This window comes from Xanthomonas sp. WHRI 8932A, from assembly GCF_035012785.1.
Classification (GTDB): domain Bacteria; phylum Pseudomonadota; class Gammaproteobacteria; order Xanthomonadales; family Xanthomonadaceae; genus Xanthomonas.
In genome coordinates this window covers 366,601-381,554 of record NZ_JAYGQQ010000002.1, presented here as the reverse complement: position 1 = coordinate 381,554, position 14,954 = coordinate 366,601, and the positions used below count along the sequence as shown (strand labels likewise).

Genomic DNA, 14,954 nt, shown 5'->3' with positions numbered 1-14,954 from the left:
CGGCACTCAGCGCGCGATGACCACGCCCCACGGCAGTTCGCCGACGGGGATCTGTTTGAGTTCGCGCATGCTCGCGGTATCGATCACGCTCACGGTATTGGAGCGGCCATTGGCCACGTACAACTTGTCGCCGGCGGGCGTGAGCGCCGGATTCCAGGGCCGTAATCCGACCGGAATCTCGGCCAGACTGCGTGCAGTGGTGGTATCGATCACGCTGACCGTGCCGGCACCACCGTTGGACGCGTACAGCCGCGTGCCGTCGGCCGACAGTGTCACACCGGCAGTGCGCACGCCGGCCGGCAAACTGGCGCGGCGCGTACGGGTCTGCAGGTCGATCACATCCACCACGTTGGCAGTCTCCTGCGCGATATAAACGCTGCGACCATCGGGCGCGAACGCCATGCCGCGCGGATGGCCGCTGGTGGCGACCACGCCGCGCGACTGACGCGTGGCCAGCTCGATCATGTCCATGTCGTTGGAACCTTCGTTGCTGGTGAGCAGCCACTTCCCGTCGGGCGTGTATGCGCAATGCTCCGGCGCCTGCCCACGCGTGGCGATGACCTGCTGCACACGGAACTGCGCCGCATCGATCAACATCACCTGGTTCTGCCCTTCCACGCACACGGCGAACTGCTTGCCATCGGGCGACAACGCGATGCCTTCGGCGTTTTCGCCGATGTCCACTTGCCGCAATACCGTGTCCTTGGCGGTGTCGAGTTCAATCAACCGGTGATGCTCGGCATCGATCAAGTACAAATGGCCCTGCGGGCCGGGCAACACCTGCTGCAGACGCTTGCCGAGCTGGCCTTGCGCACTGAGCGTGCGCACCACCGTATCGGTGCCGGTGTCGATCACCGACACCGTGCCGCTGCGTTGGTTGGGCACGTACGCCAACACCGGCGATGCTGCCGGCGCCGGTGCCGCACTGGTGGACGCAGCAGGCGATGCAGTGGCTGCAGCATCCGGTGCGGCAGCATCGCGCTGGCAACCGGCGACCAACAGCAACGCACCCGATGCAATCACTGCACAGGTGCGCCGCCAGCGACCGATCGGCGAGCGCGGTGCGCCTTGCTTCATTGCGCCTTGCCCGCGGTCTTGTTGATCGAATGGATGAAGGCCAGCAGTTTTTCGGTGTCGCCCGGCTTGAGCACCGGCGCAAACGGCGGCATCTGCCCCACCACTCTTTCATGCCCGACCCGCGTCTTGCCGTGCGTGATCATGGCTGCGGTGCCTTCGCTGATCAGCGTGCGCAGGGTGTCGTCATCGCTGCCATAGACCCAGATGTCGTTGGTCAGCGGCGGGCACATGCCGCCGCCACCGGTGCCGCCGTGGCAGGCATTGCAGCCGGCAGAGAAATAGATCTTCTTGCCTTCGGCGATCAACTCGGGAGTGACCTTGACCTCCGGTCCCTTCGGGATCGGCGTCACCGCGGCCGGGGGTGCAGCCGGCGTAGCCGGATCCGGCGCAGGGCCTGCGGCCGGATTGGGCATCGCTGCGGAGGCAGTTGCGGGCGGCGGTGGCGCGGCGGCATCGGCAGGCGGCGCGCTGGCGGCGGGCGATGGCGCCGCGTCGGGTGCCGGTGCCGGCGGAGTCTCTTTTCCGCAAGCGGCCAGCAGTGTGCTCAGCAACAACGCGCAGAGCGCTGCGCGCATGGAACGATCGATACAACCCACGGTGGACTTACGCATGAACGAACCTTTCTGATCGGAGGGAACACCGCGCACCCCGTGCACGCGGTGGATGAAACGCTCAGCGTCTGGAAGGGCGCTTGGCCTCGCTGAGCAGTGCAGACAACGCGGCATCGCCGCGGTCCTTCGCCAATGTCGCGGCGGTCTTGCCATCGCGGTTGCGCGCCGCAGGGTCGGCACCGGCCGCCAGCAGACGCTTGGCTACGTCCTCGCGCCCGGCGGCTGCGGCCAGCATCAAGGCGGTGACACCCGCCTGATTGGCATGTCCCACGTCGGCGCCGCGTGCAACCAGCGCATCGAGAATGGCGGGGTCGTCGCGCGCCACTGCGAACATCACCGGGGTGAATCCGGTGGGATTGGCACGCTTCACATTCGCCCCCGCGGCCAGCAGTGCCTGCACCACGCTGGCGTCGGCATACGAGACCGCCAGATCCAGTGCGCTCCAGCCATCGCCGGACACCGTATCGACAGGCGCGCGTTTGCCCACCAGCCGGGTCACGCTATCGGCATCGTTGGCCCATGCGGCTTTCATCAGCGCAGTCCAACCGCTGGCATCGCGCGCATCCAGGCGCGCGCCGGCATCCAGTAACAGGCCGACCAGATCCGGTTCCTGATTGCGGATGGCCTGATGCAATGGCGGCTCACCGAGCAGGTTGGGCGTGTTGGCATCGGCGCCATGCCGCAACAACCAGGCCGCACGCACTGCGTCGCCGGCATCCAGCGCATGCGCCAGCTCCTGGTTGGGGTCAGCACCATCGGCGATGCGTAACTGCAACTGCGCCAGCTCCTGCGACGACGCAGCAGGGCTCGGCGCAGTCGAGGCGGAGGTCGGTGTGGCGTACGGCCCATGCGACGGCAGATCGCCAGCCACGATGCACTCGCTGCAACGCACCAGCGGCACGTGATAACTGCGCAAGATCTCGGCGATCTTTACCGCATTGTCTTGCAGCGCAGTGTTCAGCGCATCGCGCAATGCGGCGTTTTTGCGCGACACCGCCCACGCCATCGAGTATTCCAGTACCGCGTCGTCGATGGTGTTCAACGGCACCACGCCCAGATTGCTACGCGCAGCGTAGTAACCGGCCACCGGGCCCCAGGATTCGGCTGCATCCAGTTCATTGGCGGCCACTCGCTCCACCAGCTTGCCCGGATGTTCTTCCGGTGCGGTGGCCGAGTCGTAGAACAGGTATTGCACTTCGCCACTGATGCCGTGCTCGTACAGGGCCTGGCGCGCGGGCGAGCTCTGAAACACACCCAGCCGCAGTTTTTTCAACGCTGGATCGTCCAGCGACGTCGGCACCAGATTCAACCCTTTGCGCGTCACCAGCACATAGGCCGAGCGATACACCGGGCGTGTGGTCAGGCCCTGCTCGAAGTCGCTGTTGAGATCCATCAGCAGATCGCAGCGGCCGGCGTTGATGGTGCTGCGCGCCAGCCCGCGCTGGTAATAGGTGCGCCATTCGTATTCCAGGCGACGGCCCATCGCATCGGCGACGACTTGTGCAATCTTGTTCTGGAAGCCTTCGCCAGCCTTGTTGGACAACGGCATGTTGCCCGGATCGGCACACACACGCAGCACCGTCGGATCGGGCGCAGGCGGCGGCGTGTTTGCAGGCGTCTGCGCGGAGGTTGGCGCTGCAGTGGATGCAGGCGCCGCTGCGGGCGCCGCATCGGAATCAGAAGCGCGAGCCGTCGGTGAAGACGGCTCGCGTGTGCAACCTGCGGCGACGAGTCCGAGGCTGCAAACCACCAGCACCTTGCGCAGGTGCCGGGTCATGCCGCACACGCCGGCAGTGACCTGCCGACGTGTGCGTCCAACGCCTTGCGTGGATCTCATCGTGCAGTCTTCGCTGCTGCATTTGCGGTGCCACCACCGGCGGCCGCAGTAGCGGTTGCCGTGGCGGTCACCGTCTTGCCGGCGCCATCGATACGGAAGGTGTGCACCATGCCACCGAGCGGGATCTTGTCGAAGCCGGCGCCGAACGCCAGCCCGGCAGCACCCAGCGCGCCGTACGGATCGGCCGGATCCAGACCGGCAGCCACCGGCAGACCGATCCAGCCACCAATGCCCGAGAACACCGCCACGTACTGGTGACCATTGGCCTTGTACGCGATCGGGTTACCGATGATGCCGGACGGCAGCTTCATCTCCCACAGCTTCTTGCCGGTGTCCTTGTCCACCGCACGGAACCAGCCGTCGAGCGTGCCGTAGAACACCAGCCCGCCATCGGTGACCAGGGTGCCGCTCCACACCGGGAACTTTTCCTTGATCTCCCACTTGGACTTGCCTTCCACCACGTCGAACGCCTTGACGATACCCAGAGCGCCCGGCTCATTGGGCTTCATCATCACGTTGGCGAATACATACGGCAGGCCCATCATGGTGTTGCCGCGTTCCTGCGGTTCCAGTTCCATGTGCCAGTTATTGGTACCGCAGAAAAACACCGCCGTATTGGCCGGATCCACCGAGCACGGCTGCTGATCCTTGCCGCCCATTGCCGACGGGAATGCCTGCACTTTCTTGCCGCGTTCCAGCGGGGAATGCGCCGCCACTTTCACCGGGCGACCGGTCTTCATGTCGATGCGTTCGGCCCAGTTGGCCGGCACGAACTTGTGCGCGCGCAGCAAGGTGCCGTCGCGGCGATCGAGCACGTAGGCAAAGCCGTTGCGATCGAACTGCACCACCGATGGAACTTCCTTGCCGTCGATGGTCAGATCGACCAGGATCGGCTCGTTGATGCCGTCGTAATCCCACTGGTCGAACGGGGTCTTCTGATAGCCCCACACCGCTTCGCCGGTATCGATCTTGCGCGCGAACAGCGTCATCGACCACTTATTGTCGTGCTCGCCGTTGTTGCACTCCTCATGCGAGGTCTTTCCGCAGCGATACGACGGGCTCCACAGACCGGGATTACCGGTGCCGTAATAGACCAGCTTCAACTTCGGGTCGTAGCTGTACCAGCCCCAGGCCGCACCGCCACCGCGCTTCCATTCGTCGTTCGGGAAGGTCTTGATACCCAGATCGCCGAGCTGGCCGTGTTGCGGATTGGCCTTATTGAAGTCCGGGCCCAGGCAGATCGCCTTGTCGGTACCGGCGGCATCGCAGGACCATGACTGCTTGCCATCGGACAGGTTGTAAGCCGCCACGCGCCCGAGCACGCCGAACTCGTTACCGCTGATGCCGGCCACCACTTTGCCATCGGCGATGATCGGAGCCATGGTGATGGTTTCGCCCTTGTCCGGGTGCGCGAGTTTCTGCTTCCACACTTCCTTGCCGGTCTTGGCATCGAGCGCAATCACATCGCCGCTCAGGCTGCCGAACACCAGCTTGCCATCGGCATACGACGCACCGCGGTTGACGGTATCGCAGCAGGCCACCGCCACTGAGCGTTCGTCCTGTTGCGGGGTGTATTTCCACAACACCTTGCCACCGTCCTCCTGCGCGGCCAGGTCGATCGCGAATACGTTGTTCGGATACGCGCTGACCATGTACATGATGCTGCCGATCACCAGCGGCTGGCCTTCGTGGCCGCGCGTGGCGTCGGTCTTCATTTCCCACGACATCTTCAGATTCTTGACGTTGTCGCGATTGATTTCGGCTAGCGGGCTGTGCCGGGTTAATGCGAAATCGCGACCCACGCCACCCCAGTTGTCGGCATTGCTGGCGTTGGCGGTGAATTCGCTATCGGTATCGACCACGGCGGCGGCTGGCGCCGCGGCGGGTGTGGCTGCAGGTGCGGGCGCGGCGGTTTCTGCCGGCGTTTCTTTTTTGCAACCGGCCAACACAGCGCTCAGCGCAAGCATCAGCAGCGCGCCGCTGCGGACGCTGCGACAGGAAGATTGGTGCATATGCGTCTACCCCTCTCGGTGAACAATCCAATCGAACGAACAGCCACTGGCGTTTGATGCACGCAACGACGGCGCAAACGGGTGGGTACCGCGATAGGACAGAGCACAGCGCGTGCCAGTGCGTTGTTGCGTCGCAGCACCTTGCTGTGTCAGGGCTTTGTATGGACGCAGTGAATGCCGCGCGAGAGCTGTATCGGATTTGGCACACTTTGCGCCGAGCGTGCTGTAGCAGCGATGGAACAGATTGGGCGGAGGCGCTTCGGTGGTACGCGGTAGAGACACCTGGTCGGTACGACGCCAGACGTTTTCCGGAGCCTAGGGGTTTCTGGAGATGGCGGCGAATGAGATGGCATCGAATTGGCGACGTTGCTGCACCAGTAACGACAACGACAACGAGCCGAGCACGCCGACACCTGCGTTTGTTTTGCCGTTGGAGGAATGCGCTCGAAGGGCGGACGAGGGGTGCCCTGCTACCGCCGTCGATGCGTTTGCCGTCGTGCGCTTTTGAAGCGAGATCCTGGGGATCTGACGGACTGCGCTTGGTCCGTACCCTCACCCCAACCCCTCTCCCGCAGGGAGAGGGGCTAGAGCGCGGCGCCACGCATTTATTCCTCTACCCTCGGGAGCACACGTCTGTTCCTTCTCCCCTCGGGAGAAGGTGCCCCGAAGGGGCGGATGAGGGTACGGGCGTAGCCCATGCAGTTGAAGCGGCACCAGGGCTTCGCCCCTGCACCCTCACCCAACCCCTCGCCCGTGGGGAGAGGGGCGATTGGTTTATCGACGTGTACAAGGCGGTCAAGCGTCCTTGCTCTCCCGGCGCCGAGACGCGACTGATCCAACGTCAGCCGTCTACGCGGGCCTGCCAGCGCTGTAACAGTTCGCTGCAATCGCGCAGGCGCCAATCGGCCAGGCCGGGCCAGGGGTCGCCAGGGGTGTTGACCAGCACGGTCGCTGCGCCAGCGGCGCGGCCGCAGGCCAGGTCGTTGTGGTGGTCGCCAATCATGAGCAATGCAGTGGCGCTCACTGCCCACCGCTGCTGGAAATACTGCAGGCCGTCGGGTGCGGGCTTGGGCGCGGCCTCGTCGCGGCCGACAACGTCGTCCCAGGCGAAGGCATCGCCCAGGCCGATCGCCTCCAGCGTTATCTGCGCCAGGCTGCGTGCGTTGCGGGTCAGCACGCCGAGGCGGCAGCCATTGGCGTGCAGCGCGCGCACCACTTCTTGCGCGCCGGGCGCTGGCTGGGCCGCTTCAGCCAGGACGCGCTCGTGCTCCAGCAACCAGGCGTGCTTGGCCTGCGCCTGCTCGGCGGGCAATGCGGCCAGGTGGTGCAGGATGTCGGCATCGGGCGGGATCTCAAGCTCGCGCCGGATCAACGCGAAATCGTGCACCGGCACAGTGAGCGTGCCATCCATGTCGAACACCCAATGCCGGTAGGCGGACAACGGTAGTCGGGCTGCGCTTGCGCCATCCATGAATTATTTCCAGCCCGGCATCTGGGCGGTATCCAGCCCGCCCACGTCGAACTCCGCAGTCCGCGTGCCGCCGGCCTTGACCGGGAAAGCGATGCTGATGCGCTTGGCGTTGCGCACCACTTTCCACAACGCCTTGTCGTCGTCGATGAACATGGCGATCGCCTCGTCGGTGTCGGGGCGATGCGCGGCCATCGCGCGTGGTGCGCCGCCATCGGCGGAGACCTGCACCTTGCAGCCGCCGTAGCAATTGAAGTCGCCGGCCTTGAGCACGAGATAGCTGTGACGCTTCCACTGCGGATGATCGCGGAACACCAGGCTCACCGGCTTGGGACCGCTGCCATCCACATCCACGCGCTCCTTGGCATCGATCATGGCCGAGCGCTGCGTGCCGCCCTTTGCGGGCACCTGCGAGTACTGCCAAAGCGCCTGCATGCGGCGCAACTCGCGCGCCTGTTCGCCCTTGGCCTTGATGTCGGCATACCCGGGTTCGATGCGCGTTGCGGCCGCCGTACCGGCATAGCCTTCGAGCAAGGCCGCGCCATGTGCGCGCGCCATGTCCCAGTTCTGCGCCTGGACGGCTTCGTCGTATTGCTTGGCGAGCGCATCGGCCTGGGTTTCTTTTGCCTGCGCCTGCGCGGTTTCCTGCGCCTTGCGTTGCGCCTCGCGGTCGGTACAGCCACTCAGGGCCGCGACGCACAAGACCGCGCTCAACAGATACTTCATCGTCGACTCCAGGGCGAATTCAGCGGCAACGATACCAGCCTGTCCATGTGCGATAGATCGGCAGGGCGATAGATGTCGCAGTGACCGCACCACCACCGGACCCGTAGGAGCGCACCTGGGCGCGATGGGGCTTTACCGGTAAATGCCTCATCGCGCCCAGGTGCGCTCCTACAGCGGGGGTTGCGCTCCTACGGCGGGGTTGCGCCGCGACGGGAGGGCGTCCGCAACGTCCTCCCTTGCCATCACGGCTGCGCTGGCATAGCTGGCTTGGCTTTTTCGAAGGCCTGTCCGGCGAATGCACTGCCGTCCGGGGTCTTCAGCACTTCGGCATCAATCGGCAAACGTAGGAGCGCACCCGGGCGCGACGGGGCTTTACTGGTAATGCCTCATCGCGCCCGGGTGCGCTCCTACGCGGCGGGGTTTGGGCCGCGACGGGAGGGCGTCCGCAACGCCCTCCCCTGCCATCACGGTTGCGCTGGCGGTGCTGCCTTGGCCTTGGCAATCATCTCGGCCACCGAGGCGGTGGTGATCGGGTGATAGCTGGGCTTGGCTTTTTCGAAGGCCTGTTCGGCAAACGCGATGCCATCCGGGGTCTTCAACAGTTCGGCGTAGATCGGCAACACCAACTTGCGGCGGCCCACCCGCTCGATGAACTCACCGGCGGCAGGACGTGCGTCGGTGTAACCGCTGCGGATCGCCAACGGATACCAGCGCATCGCGATCTCGCCGTTCGGCGTGCCGGTGAAGTGATAGGCATCGTCCAGCTGCTTGAGCTGTTCGGGCTTCAAGGTGGCGCCCATGCCGCTGAGGAAATGCACCCATTCCTGCGTGCCCCATTCGCTGGTGACCTGCTTGTTGGGCAGCGTGGCGCTACCACTCCAGGCGATACGCGCGGTGTCCACGATCGAGAAGCTGCGCGAGCGTGCCTTGGCCGCAAACGCCGGGATGCCCGGCTGCTTCAACCAGGCATCCACCTCAGCAGCGCTGACCGTGTTGGGATGCTTGGCGAGCAGGTTCTTCTGCAGATAATCGACGAACTGGTCGGTGGTCGCGCTCTGGAACGCGTGATCGTCGAACCAGCCACGCAGGAACGGGTCGAACACCTCACGGCCAAAACGCTGCTCCAGGAACTGCAGGAACCACGCGCCCTTGACGTAGGCCACCTGGCTCAAGGCTTCGTCGGGGTCGCGCTGCGCCAGCGGCGGCAGGGCCAGAGTCTGGTCGGCTGGCGGCATGTCTTTCACTTCGGCCAGCAGATCGCCCTGGTCGATCTCGCGCTCCATCTCGGCCATTTCCGCGCCGTACAACGCTTCGGTGATGCGGCCCTGCACGTAAGTGGTAAAGCCTTCGTTGAGCCAGATGTCCTTCCAGCTGGCGTTTGTCACCAAATTGCCGGACCAGCTATGCGCCAACTCATGCGCGACCAGCGACACCAGCGACTTGTCGCCGACGATCACGGTGGGCGTGGCGAAGGTCAGGCGCGGATTTTCCATGCCGCCGAACGGGAACGACGGCGGCAGCACCAGCATGTCGTAACGGCCCCAGCGATACGGGCCGTAGAGTTTTTCGGCGGCACCGATCATCTTTTCGGTGTCTTCGAATTCCTTGGCGGCCTTGTCGGCCATCGACGGCTCGGCCCACACGCCCGAGCGCGCGGAAATCGGCTTGAACACCACATCGCCGGCGGCAATGGCCAGCAGATAGGACGGAATCGGCTCGGGCATCTTGAAGCTGTAATCGCCATCGCGCGCGGCCTTGGGGTCGTTGTCGGCGCTCATCAGCACCATCACGTCCGGGCGCGAGGTCACGTGCGCGCTATAGGTGAAGCGCACGCTCGGGGTGTCCTGCAGCGGCACCCAGCTGCGCGCGTGGATCGCCTGCGACTGACTGAACATGAAAGGCAGCTGCTTGCCTTCGGTCATCGACGGCTCCAGCCACTGCAGGCCCGACGCGGTCGGCGCAGTGTGATAGGTGATCACGACCTTGCCTGGCTGGTTCGGGGTTTCGATGGTGAGCTTGCTGCCGAAGGTCTTGTCGACCGGCGCCAGCGCAAATTGCAATGGCGACAAGCCGCCCTTGCCATCGTCGGCCTGCACCTGCGCGATGCTCAGTTCGCGCGTATCCAGCACCAGCTGTTTGGCGGACTTGTTCTTCCACTCCAGCGTGTAGGTCGCGGTGCCGCCGATCTGCTTGCTGTCGAAATCCAGCTTCAGGTCCAGCGCCAGGTCCTTGATGACCACCTGGTCGGGCTGGGCGTAGGAACTTTCGTCGTGGTTGCGGGCGTCTGCTTTCACGGGGGCCTTGGCGGTGGCGGCCGGCGCAGCGGTGGTGGCAGCCGGCGATGTGGATTCGTTGGAACAGCCGGCCAGCGCAATGGAGACGGCCAGGGACAGCGACAGGTACGGGAAGCGCATCGACGGCACCGCAGCAAGGGAATCGGACATTTTAGCGCTCCGCGCCGATGCCTGCCCGTGCAGTCGGCAACAACCGCTTGCAGATTGCCGCTGTACCGCCTCGTCGGCGCTTACGTCACCGGATGAATGCGCGAGGTGTCGTGGCCGTCGCGCACCAAACGCCGGCCGCCAGAAAACTTGGCGCGATACATCGCCGCATCCGCGCGCCGATACAGCTCGGTGGCGTCCACGCCTTGCTCGCAGACCGCGCTGCCGGCGCTCAGATGCAACGGCGCTTCTTCGCCGTCTTCGCGTTCGAGCATCGACAGCCACTGATTGAGCTTGAGCGTGGCCTCGTCTTCGCTGGCGTGCACGCCGATCAGGAATTCATCGCCGCCCCAGCGTCCGATCCAGTCCTGCGCGCCCAGCCAGCCGTAGGCCGACTCCACCAAACGCACCAGCACGCGGTCGCCGGCCAGATGCCCGAAGCGGTCGTTGATCTGCTTGAGGTTGTCCATGTCCAGCACGAACAACACGAACGGCCAACCTTCGCGTTGGGAGGCGGTGACCGAATCGCGCATTGCCTGTTCGCAGCCGCGCCGGTTCAGCGCCTCGGTGAGTGGATCGAACAGGGCATGCTTCTTGAGATCGCGCATACCGGCGTCGATCCCGCGCAGGCTGCGATTGATCCCGCGCAGCAGGCGCCCCAGCTCATCGTCGCCATGCTCCGGCAGGCTGGGCAGACGTTGATCGGCGTAGTAGGTATCCAGCGCATCGGCGGCGATGCGCAACGGCGCCAGCAGGCGATACAAGGCAGACAGCGTCAAGGCGGTGCCCGCCAGCGTGGCCAGCAGGGCGACGATGATCACTGACCACAACAGCTGCCCTTCCAGCTCGCTTTGCGATGCCAGCCACGCGATCAACAACAGCAGCGGCAGGTGAATCCCGACAAAGGTCACCGCCAGCAACTTGGCGCTGAAGGAACGGGGAAACACGCGCGAGAGCCCGGCGTATAAGCGCATCCAACTCTCCGACAAAAGAGCGCCTAGTGTCGCCGACAGATGGTGGAGCCAACGCGACGAAAGTCTCAGAAATTCGTTGGTGCGCACGTGCCTGCGAGTAGCGAGGCCGTATCAAGCGAACACAAGCGATGCCCCTGAATTACAAGAAGTGGCACGTGATGCACGCGCCACGTCGGCCATCAGCCGCGGGCGGGATTCAGATCTTGTAACCGGAATGAATCGCCACGATGCCGCCGGTCAGATTCTTGTAGTGGCAGCGTGCAAACCCGGCCTCGCCCATCATGCCCTTGAGCGAATCCTGCGGCGGGTGCTTGCGGATGCTTTCGGCCAGATACTGGTAGCTGTCGGCATCGCGTGCGAACAACTGGCCCAGCTTGGGCAGAATCTTGAACGAGTGGAAGTCGTAGATCGGCTTGAACCACTCGGCGGTGACTTCGGAAAATTCCAGTACGCGCGCCTGGCCGCCCACCTTCAACACGCGATACATCTCGCGCAGTGCGGCGTCCTTGTCGGTGACATTGCGCAGGCCAAAGGAGATGGTCACCAGATCGAAACTCTGATCCGGGAACGGCAGGGCTTCGGCGTTGCATTGCACGTAGTCGAAGCCCGCCACCAGGCCGCGATTGGTCAGGCGGTCGCGGCCCACCGACAACATGCCGGCGTTGATGTCGCCCAGTACCACGGCGCCTTCATCGCCGACGCGCTCCTTGAGCAGCACGGCGATGTCGCCGGTGCCGCCGGCCAGATCCAGCACACGGTCGCCCGGCTTCACCTGCGCGGTCGCCACGAAGTAGCGTTTCCATGCGCGGTGGACGCCCAGGCTCATCAGATCGTTCATCAGGTCGTAGTTGCGCGCGACCGAGGTGAACACTTCGCCGACCAGCTTCTGCTTGTCCTTGGCAGCGACATCGCGAAAGCCGAAATGGGTGGTGCCGGAGGTATAGGGAGATTCGCTCATGCCTGGATTATCGCACTGCTGACGCCGCCATGACCGCAACGGGACCACAATCGCGAACTCTTCCGCAACCGGCCCTGCGAGCATTGCGTGCCCGACAAGTACGCCCCACGCGACTGGCAGCCCCACGAAAAGCCCACCCTGCCGGGGTCGGCGTCCACGCCGCTGCACCCGACCTGGCGCCGCATCCAGTACGGCCTGGTCGGCGTGGTGGTGGCGCTGACCGGCGGGCTGAGCAATGCGCTGGTCACCGCCAACCTGCCGTATCTGCAGGGCACCCTGGGCGCCTACGCCACCGAAATGGCCTGGCTGCCGGCCGCCTACGTGATGACCAACATGTCGGCCAATCTGTTGCTGGTGAAGTTTCGCCAGCAGTACGGGCTGCGCCGCTTCACCGAGATTTTTTTGGCGCTGTATGCGGCCATCGCGCTGGCGCACTTGTTCGTGCACAGCCTGAGCTCGGCGATCACCGTGCGCGCGGCGCATGGGTTGGTTGGCGCGGCACTCAGCTCGCTGGGCCTGTATTACGTGATCCAGGCATTTCCCAGCAAGTATCGACTCAAGGCAGTGGTGCTGGGCCTGGGTGTGACCCAGTTGGCGTTGCCGCTGGCGCGGGTGTTCTCCACCGACCTGCTGGAATTCGGGCAGTGGCAGGGCTTGTACCTGTTCGAATTCGGGCTGGCGATCTTCGCGCTGGCCTGCGTGCTGGCGCTCAAGTTGCCGCCAAGCGACCGCTACCGGGTGTTCGAACCGCTGGATTTCGTCACCTTCCCCTTGTTTGCGGCCGGCGCGGCCGGGCTGGCTGCGGTGCTGTCGCTGGGCCGGCTGCTGTGGTGGACCAGCACGCCATGGCTGGGCGTGGTGCTGGCGCTGTCCATCGTGCTGCTGTGCATGGCGGCCTGGATCGAACACAACCGCCGCAACCCGATGATCAACACGCGTTGGCTGGCCAGCGCGGACATGCTGCGGTTGGGACTGGCGATTCTGCTGATTCGGCTGGTGCTGTCGGAACAAAGCACCGGCGCGATCGGCTTCTTCCAGACCCTGGGCCTGGCCAACGATCAGTTGCAGACGTTGTTCGCGCTGATGTTGCTGGGCGCGGTCGCTGGAGTGGCCGCCAGCGCATGGCTGATCAATCCGGCGCGCATCGCCGAGCATCTGATCATCGCCGTGGCGGCGATCTGTCTCGGCTGCTTCATGGATGCCGATGCCACCAGCCTCACCCGCCCGGAGCAGATGTACGTCAGCCAGTTCCTGCTCGCCTTCGGCAGCACGTTCTTTATCGGCCCGGCAATGGTGGCCGGGCTTGGCCGGGTGATTGCGCAACCCGGCAATCTGATCAGCTTCATCGTGCTGTTCGGCATGGCGCAGAACATGGGTGGGCTGCTCGGCAGCGCCCTGCTCGGCAGCGTGCAGATCCTGCGCGAGAAATACCATTCCAGTCAGTTGGTCGAGCATCTGGTCTTGACCGACCCGCAGGTGGCCGCGCGCGTGCAGGCGTATGCCAGCCTGTATGGCCGCAGCATCGGCGACCCCACGCTGCGCCAGGCGCAGGGCGTGCGTGCACTCGGCAGCGTGGCCACGCGCGAAGCCAATGTGCTGGCCTATAACGACGTGTTTCTGCTGATCGGCTGTATCGCCATCGCCACCGGGGTGTGGATCCTGTCCGTGCTGGTGTGGCGACGCTATCTGCGTCCTTCCGTGTCACCCTCTCCTCCTGCTTCCACTGCGCGCCCATGAACACATCTACCGATCACACTGCCGCCTCCGAGCGCGCCCGTCGTCGCCGCCGTCGCATCACCGGCGCGATTGGCTTTGGCGGGCTCGCCCTGATCGGCGTGGCGCTGGTGCTGTACGCATGGCGGCTGCCACCGTTCGTCAGCGCGACCGAGCGCACCGAAAACGCCATGGTGCACGGACAGATCACCGTGATCGCTCCGCAGGTCAGCGGCTATGTCACCGACGTCACGGTGCAGGACTTTGCGCATGTCACACGCGGCCAGCTGCTGGCCACCATCGACAATCGCATCTACGCCCAGCAGCTCGAACAGGCCAAGGCGCAAGTGCAGACCGCGCAGGCCAATCTCGCCAACTGGGAGCAGCAACGCCATGGCGCGGACGCGACCATTGCCGAACAACGCGCAGCGCTGAGCAGCAATCAGGCGCTGCGCGATCGCACCCGCTCGGCATATGCGCGTACGCAACAGCTGGCCAACCAGAAACTGGTATCCGAACAGGACCGCGACACCGCCTTTGCCGCGCGCGCGCAAGCCGACGCTGGCGTGGCGCAGGCGCGTGCGTCGGTGCAGGCCGCCGAAGAAAATGCGCGCAGCGTCACCGTCAATCGCGCAGCGCTGGAAGCGGCCGTTGCCAATGCGCAGGCGGCGGTGCAACTGGCGCAGATCAATCTGGACAACACGCGCATCGTGGCCCCGCGCGATGGTCAGCTCGGCCAGCTCGGCGTGCGTCAGGGCGCCTATGTCACCAACGGCACGCAGTTGATGTCGCTGGTGCCGGACACACTGTGGATCGTGGCCAATTTCAAGGAAACCCAGATGGCGAAGATCCGCATCGGGCAGCGCGCCAGCTTTACCGTGGATGCGCTGGACAACGCGCGCCTGCATGGCCGCGTGCAGGAAATCTCTCCGGCCGCCGGCTCGGAATTCAGCGTACTGCCGGCCGACAACGCCACCGGTAATTTCGTCAAGATCGCCCAGCGCATTCCGCTACGCATCAGCGTCGATCCCGGCCAATCGCTGGCGCCGCGTCTGCGCCCGGGCATGTCGGTCGTGGTGGCGGTCGATACCGACAGCGCGGCCGATTGAGCGCTGCCGACGCCACGCGCCAAGAGCG

At 64.9% G+C, this 14,954-nt stretch carries 11 protein-coding genes; 2 read left to right on the top strand and 9 right to left on the bottom strand.

The features are described 5' to 3' along the window. Nucleotides 1–6 precede the first annotated feature (6 nt). From VC212_RS04475 to ubiE, 9 genes are all read right to left on the bottom strand, one after another. Complete coding sequence (locus VC212_RS04475) at nucleotides 7–1,077, bottom strand: beta-propeller fold lactonase family protein (RefSeq protein ID WP_323514349.1); 1,071 nt, start codon at nucleotides 1,075–1,077, stop codon at nucleotides 7–9. After that, a complete protein-coding gene (locus tag VC212_RS04470; protein WP_323514350.1) occupies nucleotides 1,074–1,724 on the bottom strand; it encodes a c-type cytochrome in 651 nt (216 codons plus the stop codon). Before VC212_RS04470 ends, VC212_RS04475 begins: the two co-directional genes overlap by 4 nt. Nucleotides 1,725–1,749: 25 nt before the next feature. Continuing rightward, nucleotides 1,750–3,525, bottom strand: a complete 1,776-nt coding sequence (locus VC212_RS04465) for a quinoprotein dehydrogenase-associated putative ABC transporter substrate-binding protein (RefSeq protein WP_323514351.1) — start codon at nucleotides 3,523–3,525, stop codon at nucleotides 1,750–1,752. Continuing rightward, nucleotides 3,522–5,537: a methanol/ethanol family PQQ-dependent dehydrogenase gene (locus VC212_RS04460; protein WP_323514352.1), complete on the bottom strand. Its 2,016-nt coding sequence runs from the start codon at nucleotides 5,535–5,537 to the stop codon at nucleotides 3,522–3,524. The genes VC212_RS04465 and VC212_RS04460 overlap by 4 nt, the downstream gene beginning before the upstream one ends. A gap of 841 nt (nucleotides 5,538–6,378) precedes the next feature. Then, entirely contained in the window at nucleotides 6,379–7,008 is a 630-nt protein-coding gene (locus VC212_RS04455) for an HAD family hydrolase (RefSeq protein WP_323514353.1), read from the bottom strand. Between the two features lie 3 nt (nucleotides 7,009–7,011). Next, complete coding sequence (locus VC212_RS04450; RefSeq protein ID WP_115552941.1) at nucleotides 7,012–7,731, bottom strand: hypothetical protein; 720 nt, start codon at nucleotides 7,729–7,731, stop codon at nucleotides 7,012–7,014. Between the two features lie 464 nt (nucleotides 7,732–8,195). Then, nucleotides 8,196–10,145, bottom strand: a complete 1,950-nt coding sequence (locus VC212_RS04445) for a M1 family metallopeptidase (RefSeq protein ID WP_323514566.1) — start codon at nucleotides 10,143–10,145, stop codon at nucleotides 8,196–8,198. A gap of 110 nt (nucleotides 10,146–10,255) precedes the next feature. Beyond that, the gene (locus VC212_RS04440) at nucleotides 10,256–11,146 is read right to left on the bottom strand and encodes a GGDEF domain-containing protein (protein WP_055850582.1); all 891 of its coding nucleotides are present in this window, start codon (nucleotides 11,144–11,146) and stop codon (nucleotides 10,256–10,258) included. 196 nt (nucleotides 11,147–11,342) lie between these two features. After that, nucleotides 11,343–12,104 carry a bifunctional demethylmenaquinone methyltransferase/2-methoxy-6-polyprenyl-1,4-benzoquinol methylase UbiE gene (gene ubiE / locus VC212_RS04435; RefSeq protein ID WP_046965330.1) on the bottom strand — a complete coding sequence of 254 codons (762 nt, stop codon included), beginning with the start codon at nucleotides 12,102–12,104 and terminating at the stop codon, nucleotides 11,343–11,345. 87 nt (nucleotides 12,105–12,191) lie between these two features. Between ubiE and VC212_RS04430 the strand changes: the two genes are divergently transcribed. Both VC212_RS04430 and VC212_RS04425 read left to right on the top strand, forming a co-directional pair. Then, a complete protein-coding gene (locus tag VC212_RS04430) occupies nucleotides 12,192–13,841 on the top strand; it encodes an MFS transporter (protein WP_323514354.1) in 1,650 nt (549 codons plus the stop codon). After that, nucleotides 13,838–14,926 carry an HlyD family secretion protein gene (locus tag VC212_RS04425; protein WP_323514355.1) on the top strand — a complete coding sequence of 363 codons (1,089 nt, stop codon included), beginning with the start codon at nucleotides 13,838–13,840 and terminating at the stop codon, nucleotides 14,924–14,926. Before VC212_RS04430 ends, VC212_RS04425 begins: the two co-directional genes overlap by 4 nt. Nucleotides 14,927–14,954 lie beyond the last annotated feature (28 nt).

Coding starts and splice junctions, on each gene's coding strand:
- VC212_RS04475 (WP_323514349.1), bottom strand. CDS start 1,077: ATGAAGCAAGGCGCACCGCGCTCGCCGATCGGTCGCTGGCGGCGCACC.
- VC212_RS04465 (WP_323514351.1), bottom strand. CDS start 3,525: ATGAGATCCACGCAAGGCGTTGGACGCACACGTCGGCAGGTCACTGCC.
- VC212_RS04460 (WP_323514352.1), bottom strand. CDS start 5,537: ATGCACCAATCTTCCTGTCGCAGCGTCCGCAGCGGCGCGCTGCTGATG.
- VC212_RS04455 (WP_323514353.1), bottom strand. CDS start 7,008: ATGGATGGCGCAAGCGCAGCCCGACTACCGTTGTCCGCCTACCGGCAT.
- VC212_RS04450 (WP_115552941.1), bottom strand. CDS start 7,731: ATGAAGTATCTGTTGAGCGCGGTCTTGTGCGTCGCGGCCCTGAGTGGC.
- VC212_RS04445 (WP_323514566.1), bottom strand. CDS start 10,145: ATGCGCTTCCCGTACCTGTCGCTGTCCCTGGCCGTCTCCATTGCGCTG.
- VC212_RS04440 (WP_055850582.1), bottom strand. CDS start 11,146: ATGCGCTTATACGCCGGGCTCTCGCGCGTGTTTCCCCGTTCCTTCAGC.
- ubiE (WP_046965330.1), bottom strand. CDS start 12,104: ATGAGCGAATCTCCCTATACCTCCGGCACCACCCATTTCGGCTTTCGC.
- VC212_RS04425 (WP_323514355.1), top strand. CDS start 13,838: ATGAACACATCTACCGATCACACTGCCGCCTCCGAGCGCGCCCGTCGT.